The organism is Enterobacter sp. CPE_E863 (assembly GCF_046521465.1).
GTDB classification, from domain to species: domain Bacteria; phylum Pseudomonadota; class Gammaproteobacteria; order Enterobacterales; family Enterobacteriaceae; genus Enterobacter; species Enterobacter adelaidei.
On sequence record NZ_JBKFZX010000001.1, the window covers coordinates 3,024,299 to 3,040,043 of the forward strand.

At 52.1% G+C, this 15,745-nt stretch carries 12 protein-coding genes; 3 read left to right on the forward strand and 9 right to left on the reverse strand.

Annotated features, from left to right (window positions below; all coding sequences use genetic code 11):
• Nucleotides 1-62 precede the first annotated feature (62 nt).
• The gene (locus ACLHV8_RS14950) at nucleotides 63-1,250 is read right to left on the reverse strand and encodes an MFS transporter (protein WP_208594219.1); all 1,188 of its coding nucleotides are present in this window, start codon (nucleotides 1,248-1,250) and stop codon (nucleotides 63-65) included.
• A gap of 124 nt (nucleotides 1,251-1,374) precedes the next feature.
• The gene (locus tag ACLHV8_RS14955; RefSeq protein ID WP_008500962.1) at nucleotides 1,375-1,635 is read right to left on the reverse strand and encodes a DUF2534 family protein; all 261 of its coding nucleotides are present in this window, start codon (nucleotides 1,633-1,635) and stop codon (nucleotides 1,375-1,377) included.
• Between the two features lie 208 nt (nucleotides 1,636-1,843).
• Here ACLHV8_RS14955 and eco point away from each other — a divergent pair, with 208 nt between their 5' ends.
• A complete protein-coding gene (gene eco, locus ACLHV8_RS14960; protein ID WP_049006431.1) occupies nucleotides 1,844-2,347 on the forward strand; it encodes a serine protease inhibitor ecotin in 504 nt (167 codons plus the stop codon).
• A gap of 35 nt (nucleotides 2,348-2,382) precedes the next feature.
• On the opposite strand, the gene mqo is transcribed toward eco, so the two are convergent.
• The 7 genes from mqo to ACLHV8_RS14995 all read right to left on the reverse strand — a co-directional run bounded on the left by mqo (nucleotide 2,383) and on the right by ACLHV8_RS14995 (nucleotide 11,656).
• The gene (gene mqo / locus ACLHV8_RS14965; RefSeq protein ID WP_208594218.1) at nucleotides 2,383-4,032 is read right to left on the reverse strand and encodes a malate dehydrogenase (quinone); all 1,650 of its coding nucleotides are present in this window, start codon (nucleotides 4,030-4,032) and stop codon (nucleotides 2,383-2,385) included.
• Nucleotides 4,033-4,287: 255 nt separating this feature from the next.
• Nucleotides 4,288-5,724 carry a magnesium transporter gene (gene mgtE / locus ACLHV8_RS14970; protein WP_028021368.1) on the reverse strand — a complete coding sequence of 479 codons (1,437 nt, stop codon included), beginning with the start codon at nucleotides 5,722-5,724 and terminating at the stop codon, nucleotides 4,288-4,290.
• A 144-nt stretch (nucleotides 5,725-5,868) separates the two neighbouring features.
• Entirely contained in the window at nucleotides 5,869-7,512 is a 1,644-nt protein-coding gene (locus tag ACLHV8_RS14975) for a multidrug ABC transporter permease/ATP-binding protein (RefSeq protein ID WP_208594217.1), read from the reverse strand.
• Nucleotides 7,513-7,587: 75 nt separating this feature from the next.
• Nucleotides 7,588-8,238: a DNA oxidative demethylase AlkB gene (gene alkB, locus ACLHV8_RS14980; protein WP_208594216.1), complete on the reverse strand. Its 651-nt coding sequence runs from the start codon at nucleotides 8,236-8,238 to the stop codon at nucleotides 7,588-7,590.
• On the reverse strand, nucleotides 8,238-9,296 hold the full coding sequence (gene ada / locus ACLHV8_RS14985; protein ID WP_208594215.1) for a bifunctional DNA-binding transcriptional regulator/O6-methylguanine-DNA methyltransferase Ada: 1,059 nt from the start codon (nucleotides 9,294-9,296) through the stop codon (nucleotides 8,238-8,240). Before ada ends, alkB begins: the two co-directional genes overlap by 1 nt.
• Before the next feature lie 72 nt (nucleotides 9,297-9,368).
• Nucleotides 9,369-10,427: an FAD:protein FMN transferase ApbE gene (apbE, locus tag ACLHV8_RS14990; RefSeq protein WP_208594214.1), complete on the reverse strand. Its 1,059-nt coding sequence runs from the start codon at nucleotides 10,425-10,427 to the stop codon at nucleotides 9,369-9,371.
• 116 nt (nucleotides 10,428-10,543) lie between these two features.
• Nucleotides 10,544-11,656, reverse strand: coding sequence for a porin OmpC (locus tag ACLHV8_RS14995; RefSeq protein WP_208594213.1), 1,113 nt, complete (start codon nucleotides 11,654-11,656; stop codon nucleotides 10,544-10,546).
• A gap of 743 nt (nucleotides 11,657-12,399) precedes the next feature.
• On the opposite strand from ACLHV8_RS14995, the gene rcsD reads away from it, so the two are divergent.
• A complete protein-coding gene (rcsD, locus tag ACLHV8_RS15000) occupies nucleotides 12,400-15,072 on the forward strand; it encodes a phosphotransferase RcsD (RefSeq protein WP_028016273.1) in 2,673 nt (890 codons plus the stop codon).
• 16 nt (nucleotides 15,073-15,088) lie between these two features.
• Entirely contained in the window at nucleotides 15,089-15,739 is a 651-nt protein-coding gene (gene rcsB / locus ACLHV8_RS15005; RefSeq protein ID WP_003859405.1) for a response regulator transcription factor RcsB, read from the forward strand.
• Nucleotides 15,740-15,745: the final 6 nt, after the last annotated feature.

Sequence of the window (15,745 nt, forward strand, 5' to 3'; positions counted from 1 at the left end):
TTCGGCCTGATTTCCCTTTTATCTTCCTGGTGGTAGTGTCAGCACCTGATAGCTGGTTTTTTTTATTGCGCCTCACCCGGTGTTTTAAGCAGGTACGCCAGCGTAACAAGACAAATCACCGCCCCGGCATAAAACGTGTATTGTGCGCCAAACATTTCCCAGATCGCTCCGGCGCTCACGCTGGCGATTAACAATCCCACGCCACTGACCAGGCTAAAAATACCAAAAGCCGTACCTCGCAGATCGGCCGGAGCGGTTTTAGCTACCATGGCCGCCAGCAACCCCTGAGTCATTCCCATATGAACTCCCCACAGTGCGACACCGACAATAATACCGATCCAGTGGCTACTCAGCGCCAGAACGACATCTGCGCCAATCAATACCATTAACCCCCACTGCAGGAGTCGAGTATGGCTCATACCATCAGAAAGCTTGCCAAAGGGATAGGCCGAGAATGAATAGAGAACGTTCATTACCACCATCACCAGCGGAATAAACGCCAGTGGAACACCCGACTGTTGCGCACGAAGCACAAGAAATGCCTCGCTGAAACGGGCCAGAGTAAACACCGCGCCAAGGCCAATCACCCACCAGCACGCTTTCCCCAGACGCTTTAAATTCGCTCTTTTGATGGGGTTAGTACGTTTGTGCTCGACAGGGGTTTTCGGTTCCTGCAGACCAAAATAAAGCAGTGCAACTGAAAGCAGACCGGGGATGAGCGCTATCCAGAAAACGGTACGGAAATCATTATCCAGCAACAACATCAAACTCACCGCCAGTAATGGTCCGAGAAAGGCCCCAGTGGTATCCATCGACTGACGCAGCCCATATGCCGCACCGCGCATTTCCGGCGGTGTGACGTCTGCAACCAGTGCGTCTCGTGGTGCTCCCCGGATCCCCTTCCCCGTTCGGTCCATCAGACGTGCACCTAAAACCATACCTGAGGAAGAGGCCAAAGCGAAAAGGGGTTTGCTTAGCGCGCCCAGGCCATATCCCAACAGTGCCAGACCTTTGCGCTGACCAAGATAGTCGCTTATCGCTCCCGAAAAGACCTTAATAAAGAGAGCGGTTGCCTCCGCCAGCCCTTCAATCAGACCGATGAATAACACGCTGGTCCCGAGCGTGGTCATCATAAAAAGAGGGAGCAGGCTGTGAATACTCTCTGAAGAGATGTCCATCAGCATACTGACGCCTCCCACAACCCAGACGCCTTTTGGGATCTGGCTGAGTACTGGAAATCTGGAAAGCATGCGCGACTCCTGCTTTAAAAACAGTTGCCTGAATGTTTACAGAATAGGATATGGCGGATTAAAAAACCTGAGGAGGAATAATGGGGCTATAAAAAAGCCAACCCGCAGGCTGGCTCATGAAGGCTTAGTGCTTTTCGCGTCCACCCAGGAAGAAAATACCCAGCGGGATAGCCAGCAGCACGGTGAACACCAGGCTGTAGACAAAGATCATTGCTGATTGCAGGACATACATGCTGGTCGTCCATGCTGAGAGGGGGATGTTGTATTGTTCGATAACGCCAACAATGGTTGCCCGCCCAACGCATGCGGCAGCAATCATAAACACAACCAGTAGCGCCAGGAGGAACTTACGGCCTTCAGGTGTTTTAAGTTTTGCACGAACCATCTCACTTCCCTTTACAGATGAATAACATTATAAGGTGTTTAAAATAACACGAACTATCGTCAGACTCCACACCAGCACAAACAACCATTAAAAACGCCAAAATTAAGTTTATAACACTGAGAATATTGAAAATGTAAGTAAATAAAACCAATCATTCATGAGCGCTATGCTAATCTGTTCAGGATCGTTTTGACATAAAGGAATGACAATGAAAAACGCACCTAAGTTTGCCATCGCTCTGATCGCCGCCGCGTGCGTCAGCACCAGCGCTTTTGCCAGCGAAACCCCAAAAGAGCAGCCGCTGGAAAAAGTTGCCCCATATCCGAAAGCGGACAAAGGGATGAAGCGTCAGGTGATTCAGTTACCGGCTCAGCAGGATGAAGCAAATTTCAAAGTGGAGCTGTTAATTGGCAAAACGCTGGAAGTGGATTGCAACCAGCACCGTCTGGGCGGTCAACTGGAAAGTAAAACCCTGGAAGGCTGGGGTTATGACTATTACGTCTTCGATAAAGTCACCTCTCCGGTCTCTACCATGATGGCCTGCCCGGATGGCAAGAAAGAGAAGAAATTTGTGACGGCGTATCTGGGTGACAACAGTCTGCTGCGCTACAACAGCAAGCTGCCGATCGTGGTCTACACGCCGGAAAACGTGGAAGTGAAGTATCGCGTCTGGAAGGCAGATGAGAATGTCGGACAAGCGGTAGTACGTTGAAAAAAAGCCGGGTAATCAATACCCGGCTTTTTTATTTACAGCGCGATATCCGCAACCGGTTTGTTTTCTGCCTGAGGTTTAAGCTCCGCTTTTGGCGCAGCATCAGCAGCCTGCGGCTTGACGTATTGCAGTTGCAGTACACGGCTGGTGTATTCCAGCTCCTGCTCCGTTGCCTCCACGTTACCGTTCAGCTTTGTACCGTAGGATGGAATAATAGTTTTCAGCTTAGCCTGCCATTCAGGACTGGAGACTTTATCTTGAAACACTTTTTCCATCAGGTGCAGCATGATTGGCGCAGCAGTAGATGCACCAGGTGACGCCCCCAACAGCGCAGCAATTGTGCCATCCTTATCGCTCACCACTTCGGTACCCAGGCGCAGCACACCACCCTCTTTCGGGTCGCGCTTGATGATCTGCACACGCTGACCCGCCTGCCACAGACGCCAGTCTTCTTTCTTCGCCTCCGGGTAGTACTCTTTCAGCGCTTCGAAACGATCGTCGTCAGAGAGCATCACCTGGCTAATCAGGTATTTCACCAGGTCGAAGTTATCCAGTCCCACATCCATCATTGGCTTAACGTTAGAGGTGGTGGTTGCACTGAGCAGATCCCACAGAGAGCCGTTTTTCAGGAACTTAGTTGAGAAGGTCGCGAACGGCCCAAACAGCACCACGCGTTTGCCGTCAAGCATACGGGTGTCGATGTGCGGCACAGACATTGGCGGCGCACCAACAGAAGCCTGACCGTACACTTTAGCCAGATGGCGATTCACCACTTCCGGGTTTTCGGACACCAGGAACTGGCCGCCGACCGGGAAACCGGCATAATCGTCAGCTTCCGGAATACCGGATTCCTGCAGCAGCTTCAGCGCCGCACCACCTGCTCCAATAAAGACAAACTTCGCCTTGATGACGTGCTCGGCTTCGTTGTTTTTCAGGTCAGCAACGGTCACGCTCCAGCTGTTGTCCGCGTTGCGCTTAAAGCCACGCACTTCGGTGCTGAGCTGCAGATTGAAGTTCTCTTTTTTCTTCAGAGACGTCACCAGCTGACGGGTTATTTCACCGTAGTTAACGTCAGTACCAATTTCAGTACGGGTTGCCGCCACTTTCTGGTTCGGGTCACGACCTTCCATAACCAGCGGGGCCCACTCTTTGATCTGAGCGTGGTCTTCAGAGTATTTCATACCGCGGAACAGCGTGCTCTGCTGCAGAGCCGCGTAACGCGCGCGCAGGAAGTTGACGTTCTGCTCGCCCCACACAAAGCTCATATGCGGCACGGTGTTAATGAAGGAGTGCGGGTCATGCATCACACCGCTGTTGACCTGGTGTGACCAAAACTGGCGTGAAATCTGGAATGCTTCGTTGATCTCTACCGCCTTCTCGATACTAATGGAACCGTCCTTTTTCTGCGGCGTATAGTTCAGTTCCATGAGTGCCGAATGTCCCGTACCGGCGTTGTTCCAGCCGTTCGAGCTCTCCTGCGCCACGCCATCGAGGCGTTCGACCATGGTCATTGACCAGTCTGGCTGCAGTTCCTGCAGATAGGTTCCCAGCGTGGCGCTCATGATACCGCCACCAATTAAAAGGACGTCCGTTTCCTGCTCTTTTGGTGCGTCAGCTTTCGCCGCCATTGAGACGGTGTTAAGCCCCACGGCCAGAGAAAAGAGCATGGCAGTCATTTTTTTCATAATTTATGCCTTAGTGTAAAAGTGCTTGATGCGTGGAAATTGCAGGTGAAAAAAGCTGCGGGGGCACGGTAACAACTTTTAAATATTGTTTAAAGGTTACGAAATTATTGTAATTGTGAAATTTAATGATGGATTGTTTGTGGGGAATTACGCTGGCTGCTGGTACCGATTAATTTGCAAACGCAGTGAAAGGATTGGGTGTACTGGGCGGGATTATCATCATGGTACTGCTTCCCGCCCGTATTAAGCATCTGATTAAAGAAGAAAAATCGTCGCCAGCCCAAGAAAAATAAAGAAGCCACCGGTATCGGTGATGGCAGTGATCATCACGCTCGACCCCACTGCAGGGTCGCGTCCCAGTTTGGTCATCGTCAGAGGGATAATCACGCCCATCATTGATGCCACCAGCAGGTTCAGTACCATCGCCAGCATCATCACGCCTCCTAGCGCCATATCGTCGTACAGCCACCAGGTAATACCGCCCATAATGCCGCCCCATACCAGGCCGTTAATCAGCGCAACGCCCATTTCTCTTAAGATCAGGAAGGTAAAGTTGCCGGGCTGAATGTTCTCCAGCGCCAGGGCGCGGACGATCATAGTGATAGTCTGGTTTCCGGTGTTGCCGCCAATCCCGGCCACAATCGGCATCAGCGATGCCAGCGCGACTAACTGAGAAATAGTGTGTTCAAAACCATCAATCACGCGGGAAGCGATAAACGCAGTACACAGGTTAATGGCAAGCCACGCCCAGCGGGTTTTGACGGCCTTGCCAACGGATGCATGGACGTCGTCCTCCGCGCTGATCCCACCGAGAGCACGTAAATCGTTATCAGTTTCTTCGTACACCACATCAACGATCTCATCAATGGTCAGGCGTCCCATCAGCTTGCCGACAGAATCGACCACCGCCGCACTTACAAGGTCATCACGTTCGAAGGTACGCGCCGCTTTTTCAGCATCGTCTTCCGGAGAGAAGACCATCGGCTCGGTCTCCATCACCTCACTCACCCGCCGTTGGGTACTATTGAGCAGGATCGTTTTCAGTTCCAGCTCACCGAGCAACGTTTTATCCCGCGAGGTCACAAACAGTTTATCGGTGTTATCCGGCATACTGCCGAGGCGGCGCAGGTAGCGCTGGACGGTACCAAGCGTAACGTCCGGGCGTACCGTGATAACGCCAAACTCCATGATCGCGCCAACGCTGTGTTTCTCGTAGTGCATCACCTGACGCACACGTGCCCGCTCTTCGGCTGGCAAAGAGGCCAGCAGGCGGCCGGTCAGATTACGCGGCAGATGTTGAACAAGGTAAATCTGTTCGTCGATATCCAGCGTTTTCAGCGCATCAAGAATATCCCGGTCGCTCATCTCGTCGATAAGGTCATCCCAGACGTTTTCCGAGGCTTCAAGCAGCACCTGACCACGCTCGTGATCCTGCACCAGACGCCACAACGCATGGCGCTCCTCCGAAGGGAGCGCCTCAAGGGTATCGGCCAGGTCAGGCGGGGGTAAATGGGCAACCAGCGCACCTACCTCAGCAATATCGTCGGCTAAGGTGCCGACATCATATTGCTCAGCCAGGGTCAGTTTGCCCAATAACGCAGAAGTGACCGCTTTATCGGTCGTGAGAAGCCAGATCAGTCGCGCGCGTTCCTGGTCACGCTGTCTGGCGCTGTTTTTCGTTAATACCGACATCAATCATAAATCCATGAAATAAGATGGTATTAAGCATAGCGCGGGGATATGTAAATAAGAATAAACAACAGGGCGGGATGAAAAAAAAAGCGGCATTTCGACCGCGATTTATCCCCTCTCCCTGTGGGGGAGAGGGTAACGGCATCATGCCGTACGCGCCACCGCGTCACGCGACGCCGCATCTCGCTCTTCACCGGTCAACTCGCTCAGTTTACCGTCGCGCATCTCCAGCAGACGGTCAGCATGAATGAAGTAATGATCGTCGTGGCTGATGGCGAAAATGGTTTTGCCCATCTCCTGCATCAGCGGCAGCAGAACCTGATAAAACTCGCGGCGGAAATGCGGATCCTGATCCGCTGCCCACTCATCCAGCAGAATAATGTCGCGCTCTTCCGCCAGCGCCAGCAGCAGCGCCACGCGTTTTTTCTGCCCTTTAGAGAGTTTCAGGTTGAGGATCTTTCCGTCCTGTAGCTCCAGCTTGTGCGACATCTGCAATTGTGCCAGCCATTTCTCCACCAGCGCAGGATTGGCCTGTTGCCCTTCAGGCCCAAGCAGTTGTTCAAACAACCAGACATCGGTGAACACCGCCGAGAAAAGCTGGCGGTAATCCTCAGGTTTCTCCGCGTTCAACGCCCTACAGTCCAACAAAATCTCGCCCGATTGCGGCTGATAGAGCCCGGTCAGCAACATTGCCAGCGTCGATTTACCACTACCGTTGCCCCCAATCAGGAACAACAGCTCACCGCGATGTATCGTCAGGTTGACCGGTCCTATGGAGAAGGCGTTGTCCCGATAGCGGAACGTAACGTTACGAAGCTCCAGCGTTTGCCAGTTGGGGAAGGCCTGCGGGCGCGGAAATTCGGCTTTGAACGGCGCAAGGTCGAATTTTTTGAGTTTATTAAACGCAACTTGCGCACTCAGCAAGGTAGGCAGTGCGCCGACAGCGGAGAGCAGCGGTGTGCGTAAAAACAGTAACGTTAATGAGTAGGTTGCCGCCACGTTGGTGTCCGCCCAGCCCAGGCTGTTCGCCATCCAGAATACCAGGCCAATGGCGCCCAGCATCATAATGTTTGACCAGTTCACCGCGCTCAGGTGGAAGGTATCGGCGCGAATGATATGGTGTCGGTATTCGCGCGCATCCGGTAGGTAGAGATGGTTAAAGATATGCTCGGCACGTTCGCGGTTCAGCGTCAGCTCTTTACGCCCTTCCAGCACCGTCTGGTAATCGTTATAGAGCTTATCTTCGGTTTCGCGCAGCACCGCCATGTGTTTATAGACGCGTGACACCAGCACAAAACCGCCCCAGATGGTAATGACTATCCATAGAGCAGTCACTGCCAGCATTTTGCTGGAGAGCCAGGCGAGATAGGCCGCAGAGCCAAAGGTCAGAATGATCCCCTGGACCAGTTCCGGTAAACGGACGAATGCAATAGTGATGGCGCGCACATCGCTGGTCAGTCCCGCCAGCAGAGAAGCACTTCCGAGTTGTTCAACACGCTCGACCTGGGTGTCCAGAATCCGCTTGATAAATTCACTGCGTAAACGAAAAACGAAATGGTGCCCAAGCGCAGTCAGCGCCAGCTGTGACCCGAGCGTGACCGCCATCAACAACAGCAACAGGCCAAGAAACTCCGGTAAAACGGAGAGTGACGTGTCGACCATTTCAATCAAACGTACGTTAATAAACGCGATCAGGCCAATACCTAATGCGGCACTGGCAAGGCTTAACGCCATTACTGCAATGAAGGGCCAGCGATACTGACGCCAGACAAGAAGAAGTAGTTGCATGCAGGCAATCCGGACAATAAAAATCAGCCAGCAGTGTAAACTGCCCTGCGGTTACATCAAGAATAATTCTTATTTTTATTTACTCTCTCCTGCCTGGCGAAAGGTCAGGTTAAATCGGTACTCGCCAGTTAATGGGTGAACCCCGGGTTTCAGAGGCTGAATGCCGTGGTAAAACAGCCGCGCTTCCCTGCCCCACACCACCACATCGCCATGCTCCAGCATCAGGCGCTTGAGCGCGTCGTTGCGGCGTAACCCGCCGAACTGGAAGACCGCAGGCAGACCCAGGGAGACGGATACGATAGGCGCGCGCAGGTCAGGCTCATCTTTGTCCTGATGCAACGAGAGCTTCGCGCCCACGGCGTAGCGGTTGATCAGACAGGCATCCGGGCGGAAGTCTGGATAATCCGCAGCCACTGCGGCCTCGTGGCAGAGAGACTGAAAAACAGCAGGTATGGGAGGCCACGGCTGACCGGTTAAGGGATCGACAGGGGCATACAAATAGCCCCGTTCGTTCGTCGCCCAACCGAGTTCTCCGCAGTTGGCCATTGCCACCGACATGGTGTAGCCTCCCGGCGTCACCATATGGCGAAACGGTGAAACGGCCGTTACCTCTTCAATACCGGCAAGCAGCGCCGCCGCACGTGAAAGTGCAAAGCGGCGGAGGATCACCGCGCCCGGAGCAAGGGGTTCCTGCCAGGGTTCAGCATCCGCAAAAAGATCGAGCATCATCCCTCCTGGTGTTCCGCCTCACGTTTCAGTAATAACGCTTTTCGTTCCGTTCCCCATCGGTAACCCGATAGCGCACCGTCATTGCGAACAACGCGATGGCAGGGGATCACAATTGCCAGTTTGTTTGCAGCACAGGCTCCGGCAACGGCACGTACGGCATTGGGTTTACCAATTGCTTTTGCCACCTGCTGATAACTTGCCGTTTCGCCGCAGGGAATGTCGCGAAGTGCCTGCCAGACGCGCTGCTGGAAAGCAGTTCCACGTATATCCAGCGGCAGTGACAGCGGCACTGCACGGTTATCAATACTGGCGATCACCTGGTGGGTCCGCAGCGCAAAAGCGTCTTCCAACGGTACGCGCTCTGCTTTTGGAAACAGCGTAGCAAGCTCTTCGGTTAATTCTGTATCGCTGTCACCCAGCAGTATCGCGCAGATCCCCCGCTCGCTTTCAGCAACCAGACAGCGTCCTAACGAACAGTCGTCAATGGCGTAACGCACGGCCACATCTCCTTTACGATACTGTTTCGCCGTCATACCCAGCGTATCGCTGGCTTTACGATAATAACTGCTGCTATCAGGAAATCCTGCCGCCAGCACGGCGTCGGTAATGTTGTCTCCCTGCGCAAGCGCCGTGCGCAGTCGCTGTCCCCGCGCCGCCTGCTGCCAGGCTTTTGGCGTCATACCCGTCACGGATTTAAACAGACGATGGAAATGGAAAGGACTCATGGCAACCTGGTTAGCCAGCTTTTCCAGTGTCAGGGTGGGATCCTGCTCCAGAAGGCGACAGGCGTGCTCTATTTTTGCCAGCTTCAGTTCCTGCGGATTGCCTTTATCCGGCATACAGCGCTTGCACGGGCGAAACCCTGCCTGAATGGCATGGTGGACATCCGCATAAAAGCAGACATTTTTACGCAGCGCGTGGCGGGCACGACAGGACGGACGGCACACGATCCCCGTGGTCTGCACGGCAAAGACAAACTGTTCGTCAGCGCGTGGATCGCGGGCCAGCACGGCCTGCCAGCGCTCTTCATCGGTAATAAAGGTCGGGTTTTTCATCATCAACTCCTCTTACAAGCATACATACAGCGTGCCTGAGTGCCACTGATAAAAAACCCGCAACCTTGCTTTTTAATTTTTTTCGCTCACCAGGAAGCTGTTGAACTGCGGCGAATGCCAGGTTTTAAATCCGTCAGCCTCTTTGATGATCATATAAACCGCCAGCCCTTCCTGACGAACCACCTCTTTGGCTTTCTCCGGTCCGAGTACCATTAACCCGGTATCCCAGGCATCGGCTTCCAGCGCAGTGGGGGCAATGACCGTCACTGAAACCAGATTATGCGTGATTGGGCGCCCGGTCTGTGGGTCAATGACATGCGAAATGCGTTTACCGTCAAGTTCGTAATAGTTACGGTAGCTTCCGGATGTGCTGATGCCATGCCCGTTGATATCCACCATCGCCTGCACGGCGTTTTGCCGATCGGTCGGCTTTTGGATGGCCACCCGCCAGGGCTTATCACTGGCGTTCATGCCGCGGCTCACTAAGGCGCCCCCCACAGACACCAGATAACGCGAAATCCCTTCCTGGGCCATCAGCGCTGCCAGGTGATCTGCCGCATAGCCTTCCCCAACCGTTGACAGGTCGACAAACAGATCGGGGATATCTTTTTGCAGGTACTGTTGACCGTACTGATTGATCACCGTCAGATGCTGTAGACCGGTTCTGGCACGGGCATCATCAATGGCTGCCTGATCGGGTGTGGTGACCGGCTGCTTGTTGGGGCCAAACCCCCAGAGATTTACCAGCGGTCCAACGGTGACGTCCATCGCGCCGTTGGTTTTGTAGCCCACGCGGAGTGACTCCGTCACGATATCGGCCATCGCTTCACTAACCGGCCACAGGGAAGTACTGCTTGAGAGATTAAAGCGCATCAGCGCCGAGTCATTTTTATACGTTGAAAGTAGCTGATCGTCGGCATCCAGTTGAGACTGTATTTTGCCACGGAGTTCGTCTGCGCGCGTTTTATCAAGGTTCATCACGCTGACGCGCCAGAAGGTGCCCATCGTTTTACCTTCAAGCACCGTCGCCGCAGGTGCATCGGCTTTCGCCACCGGCGGCGTGGAAGAGTCACAAGCGGTCAGGAAAAAAAAAGTAGCCAGAAAGCTGGCGCGTAAAAAAGTCATGTCCATTCATTATTATCCTCATGCCAGGGCGGCAAGAGTACACCAAAACGGGTGAGTTGTGAGATCCTAAAAAAACAGACTAAAAAGGGGCCATCAGGCCCCTTTGTCAAATTGCGAAGCGATTAGAACTGGTAAACCAGACCCAGCGCTACGATATCATCAGTACCGATACCAGCCTGTTTGGTGAAGTTGTTGTCATCCAGCAGGTTGATTTTGTAGTCCACATAGGTAGACATGTTTTTGTTGAAGTAGTAAGTCGCACCCACATCAACATATTTCAGGATATCCTGATCGCCGTAACCTTCGATGTCCTTACCTTTAGACTGGAGGTAAGCCACGGAAGGACGCAGGCCGAAGTCGAACTGGTACTGAGCAACAACTTCGAAGTTCTGCGCTTTGTTGGCAAAGCCGTAAGCGGTAGTTGGGTTGCTGCCGTTAGAGGTACCGAAACGGGTTGCGTTGTAGGTCTGAGAGTACTGCGCTGCCAGATAGATGTTGTTGGCATCGTATTTCAGGCCACCAGAATAGACTTCTGCGTGATCGCCCTTACCGTATACGCCAGCTGCATTCTGGTCGGCGGTACGTTTGGAGGAGGACATTGCGCCGCCCACGCTGAAGCCTTCGCCCAGGTTATAGGTCACGGATGCACCGTAGCCGTCGCCGTTCTGGTTCAGCAGGCTGCGACCGTTAGTGTTTTCACCGCTTACGCTGCCGTTTTTGCCCTGATATTGCAGAGCAAAGTTCAGGCCGTCAACCAGACCAAAGAAGTCCTGGTTACGGTAGGTTGCAACGCCGTTAGCACGGGATTGCAGGAAGTTGTCTGCGCCGTAGGTATCGCCGCCAAATTCTGGCAGAACGTCAGTCCAGGAGGTTACGTCGTAGATTACGCCGTAGTTACGACCGTAATCGAAAGAACCCGCCTCAGCGAATTTCAGACCCGCGAACGCCACACGCGTCCAGGACTGGTTGTCACCTTCAGTGGTGTTGCCCTGGATCTGGTATTCCCACTGGCCGTAACCGGTCAGCTGATCGTTAACCTGAGTTTCGCCTTTGAAGCCAAGACGCATATAGGTCTTGTCGCCGTCGTTACCCTTGTCGTCAGAGAAATAGTGCAGACCATCGACTTTACCGTACAGATCTAATTTGTTGCCATCTTTGTTATAAATTTCGGCCGCATTTGCTGCGCCTGCTACCAGCAGTGCTGGTACCAGGAGGGACAGTACTTTAACTTTCATTTTATTAACCCTCTGTTATATGCCTTATAATTACCACTGCTTACTGGTTAACCCTCATTAACCAGTCGGCAATTTCATTCTCCGCAAAATTACAGAATAATCCAATGCGAATATGATACTAAAACTTTGAAGATGTTTCATTTATGCATCAACATGTTTCAATTTGTAAATATCAAGGAACTTTTACAAAGCACAAATAGCTTATAAATTTAGCACGCATAATCAAACAGAAAAATCACCACATAAATATCAACGATTTACAATAAAATTCGTTACAGCACTGAATGACAAAACAAGATCGCGCCTAATCTCTAAAATAACCCCTGCTATCATCATTAACTTTATTTATTACCGTCATTCAGTTTTGAATGTCTGTTTATCCCTAATTCAACCGGATGCTTCGCATTCGGTTTTTTTTTACCTTTCTTTACGTAAATTTTCTTTTCCTGTGCTACCACCCTGAAATTGTAACGACTATTAACTAAATTCTCGCCGCGTATCCCCCGACGTAGAAAAAATGATGAAAAACTCAATTTCTTGTTAATTCGTGCTTTTTGCCATATAGCACTGTTTTATATTTGTACATTCCCGGTGAGTGTGTACATGTTTAGGACACTTTCCATCTCTGATATTACCTGTGGAAAAAGTCGTCGCTTCCAGACCAGTGGCGCTGGAAATTCAGTTATTACCCTTTATACTGCCCTATCGCGACAGAGCACGACCATCACAGGTTAGAGATATCAATGAGTCAGACTGAAACTACCGCCCCGAGCAAATTCTCCCTCCTCCCCGGGAGCATCACCCGTTTCTTTCTTCTTTTGATCGTTGTGCTGTTAGTCACCATGGGGGTTATGGTGCAGAGCGCGGTGAACGCCTGGCTAAAGGACAAAAGCTATCAGGTTGTTGATATCACCCATGCCGTACACAAACGCATTGATACCTGGCGCTACGCCACCTGGCAGATTTACGACAATATTGCGGCTGCGCCCGCAACCTCATCCGGGGATGGGCTGCAGGAGACACGTCTTAAGCAGGACGTCTATTATCTCGAAAAACCGCAGCGCAAAACGGAGGCACTTATCTTTGGCTCTCACGACAGTGCGACGCTGGAGATGACGCAGCGCATTTCGACCTATCTGGATACCCTTTGGGGAGCCGAAACCGTGCCGTGGTCGATGTACTATCTGAATGGTCAGGACAACAGCATGATCCTGATCTCGACGCTGCCGTTGAAAGATCTCTCTTCCGGGTTTAAAGAGACAACCGTGGGCAGCATCGTCGATTCCCGTCGGGCAGAGATGTTGCAGCAGGCAAATGCTCTCGATGAACGTGAGAGCTTCTCTTCCCTGCGTCGCCTGGCCTGGCAAAATGGTCACTATTTTACCCTGCGCACCACGTTCAACCAGCCAGGGCATCTGGCGACGGTGGTGGCCTTCGATTTGCCAATTAATGATTTAATCCCGCCGGATATGCCGCTCGACAGCTTCCGCCTTGAGCCAGACAGCAGCACACAGAATATGCGTGCGGCGTCTGACAAAGAGGCCGCAGAGAGCGTATCGATCTCTTTTAATGGCTCGAAAATTGAAATTGCCTCTTCGCTGAACTCAACCGGTATGCGTCTGGTGTGGCAGGTGCCGTTTGGCACGCTGTTGCTCGACACCCTGCAAAATATCCTGCTGCCTCTGCTGCTGAATATCGGTCTGCTGGCGCTGGCTCTGTTTGGCTACAGTACGTTTCGTTTCCAGCCGGGTCGTCAAAGCGACGCCTCTGCGGTTCCGGCGGGCACCACTAATGAGTTGCGCGTGTTACGTGCATTGAATGAAGAGATTGTTTCCGTGCTGCCGCTTGGGGTCTTAGTTCACGACCAGGAAGCGAATCGTACGGTGATGAGCAACAAAATTGCCGACCATCTGCTGCCGCATCTTAACCTGCAAAACATCACCACCATGGCGGATCAGCACCAGGGGGTGATTCAGGCCACCATCAACAATGAACTGTACGAGATCCGTCAGTTCCGCAGTCAAATCGCCCCACGCACGCAAATTTTCATTATCCGCGATCAGGATAGAGAAGTGCTGGTGAATAAAAAGCTGAAGCAGGCGCAAAGACTGTATGAGAAAAACCAGCAGGGGCGCGCGGCATTCATGCAGAATATTGGTGATGCCTTCAAACAGCCATTAAAAACGCTGGCAACCCAGGCGGCAGCGTTAAATACGTCAGAAAGCCACCAGCTTGCCAGCCAGGCCGACTCACTGGTTCGTATGGTTGATGAGATCCAACTGGCGAATATGCTGGAGAATGATTTCTGGAAAGGAACACCTACCCTCTTCTCCATTCAGAATCTGATCGATGAAGTGGTTCCGGAAGTCCTGCCCGTGATTAAGCGCAAAGGACTGCAACTGCTAATCAATAACCATTTATCCGCGAATGATGAACGTCATGGCGATCGCGAAGCACTGCGCCGCATTCTGCTGATGCTTATTCAGTATGCGGTGACCACCACGCAGATTGGCAAGATCACCCTGGAGGTGAGCACAGACGAGTCTGCTGAAGATCGTCTGACGTTCCGCATCCTGGACACCGGGGAAGGCGTCACAACGAGCGAAATTGATAATCTGCACTTCCCGTTCCTTAATGACACGCAGAGCGATCATTACGGCAAAGCCAATGCGCTGACCTTCTGGTTATGCGATCAACTGGCGCGTAAGCTTGGTGGTCACCTGAATATCAAGGCCCGTGAATCCCTCGGCACCCGGTATTCTCTGCACGTTAAAATGGCCGCCAATCCACAAGAAGAAGATGAAGAACGTCTGCTGGATGATGTTGTGGTGATGGTCGATGTGACCTCAAATGAGATCCGCAATATTGTGGTTCGTCAGTTAGAAAACTGGGGCGCGGCCTGCATCACGCCGGATGAAAGGCTGGCAAGTCAAGAATTTGATCTGTTTTTAACTGATAATCCGTCTAATCTTACTGCCTCCGGCTTGCTTTTAAGCGATGATGAGTCAGGCGTGCGGAAAATCGGCCCTGGCCAGCTGCGCGTCAACTTTAATATAAGCAATGCGATGCAGGAAGCTGTACTACAACTAATAGAAGAACAGCTGGCGCAGGAAGAGATAGCGGAATCCCCGCAAGGCAGCAATGAAAATGCCGAGCTTCACGCCAGCGGATATTATTCGCTCTTTGTTGATACAGTACCAGATGATGTTAAGCGGTTGTATACTGAGTCCGCTGCGAATGATTTTGCAGCGCTGGCACAGACAGCACACCGGCTTAAAGGGGTGTTTGCCATGCTTAATCTGGTTCCCGGCAAGCAGTTATGTGAAACGCTGGAACATCTAATTCGTGAGAAAGATGCCTCTGGCATTGAAAAATACATCAGCGACATTGACGCCTACGTCAAAAGCTTGCTGTAGCAAGGTAGCCTTATACATGAACAATATGAACGTAATTATTGCCGATGACCATCCGATTGTACTGTTCGGTATTCGCAAATCACTTGAACAGATCGAGTGGGTGAATGTAGTCGGTGAATTTGAAGACTCTACAGCACTGATCAATAACCTCCCAAAGCTTGATGCACACGTGCTCATTACCGATCTCTCCATGCCTGGGGACAAGTACGGTGATGGGATCACGCTCATCAAATATATTAAACGTCACTTCCCCGATATCTCGATTATCGTTCTGACCATGAACAACAACCCGGCGATTCTGAGCGCGGTGTTGGATCTGGATATCGAAGGCATTGTGCTGAAACAAGGCGCACCAACCGATCTGCCAAAAGCGCTCGCGGCGCTGCAGAAAGGCAAGAAATTCACGCCTGAGAGCGTCTCTCGCCTGCTGGAAAAAATCAGCGCAGGTGGCTACGGTGACAAACGCCTGTCGCCGAAAGAGAGCGAAGTACTGCGCCTGTTCGCCGAAGGTTTCCTGGTGACCGAAATTGCCAAGAAGCTGAACCGCAGTATTAAAACCATCAGCAGCCAGAAGAAATCAGCGATGATGAAGCTGGGTGTGGACAACGATATTGCCCTGCTGAACTATCTCTCCTCCGTCACGCTGAGCGCAACGGATAAGGATTGATTCCCT

Coding starts and splice junctions, on each gene's coding strand:
- ada (WP_208594215.1), bottom strand. CDS start 9,296: ATGAAAAACCCGACCTTTATTACCGATGAAGAGCGCTGGCAGGCCGTG.
- mqo (WP_208594218.1), bottom strand. CDS start 4,032: ATGAAAAAAATGACTGCCATGCTCTTTTCTCTGGCCGTGGGGCTTAAC.
- ACLHV8_RS14995 (WP_208594213.1), bottom strand. CDS start 11,656: ATGAAAGTTAAAGTACTGTCCCTCCTGGTACCAGCACTGCTGGTAGCA.
- ACLHV8_RS14955 (WP_008500962.1), bottom strand. CDS start 1,635: ATGGTTCGTGCAAAACTTAAAACACCTGAAGGCCGTAAGTTCCTCCTG.
- rcsD (WP_028016273.1), top strand. CDS start 12,400: ATGAGTCAGACTGAAACTACCGCCCCGAGCAAATTCTCCCTCCTCCCC.
- eco (WP_049006431.1), top strand. CDS start 1,844: ATGAAAAACGCACCTAAGTTTGCCATCGCTCTGATCGCCGCCGCGTGC.
- mgtE (WP_028021368.1), bottom strand. CDS start 5,724: ATGTCGGTATTAACGAAAAACAGCGCCAGACAGCGTGACCAGGAACGC.
- alkB (WP_208594216.1), bottom strand. CDS start 8,238: ATGCTCGATCTTTTTGCGGATGCTGAACCCTGGCAGGAACCCCTTGCT.
- rcsB (WP_003859405.1), top strand. CDS start 15,089: ATGAACAATATGAACGTAATTATTGCCGATGACCATCCGATTGTACTG.
- apbE (WP_208594214.1), bottom strand. CDS start 10,427: ATGGACATGACTTTTTTACGCGCCAGCTTTCTGGCTACTTTTTTTTTC.
- ACLHV8_RS14975 (WP_208594217.1), bottom strand. CDS start 7,512: ATGCAACTACTTCTTCTTGTCTGGCGTCAGTATCGCTGGCCCTTCATT.
- ACLHV8_RS14950 (WP_208594219.1), bottom strand. CDS start 1,250: ATGCTTTCCAGATTTCCAGTACTCAGCCAGATCCCAAAAGGCGTCTGG.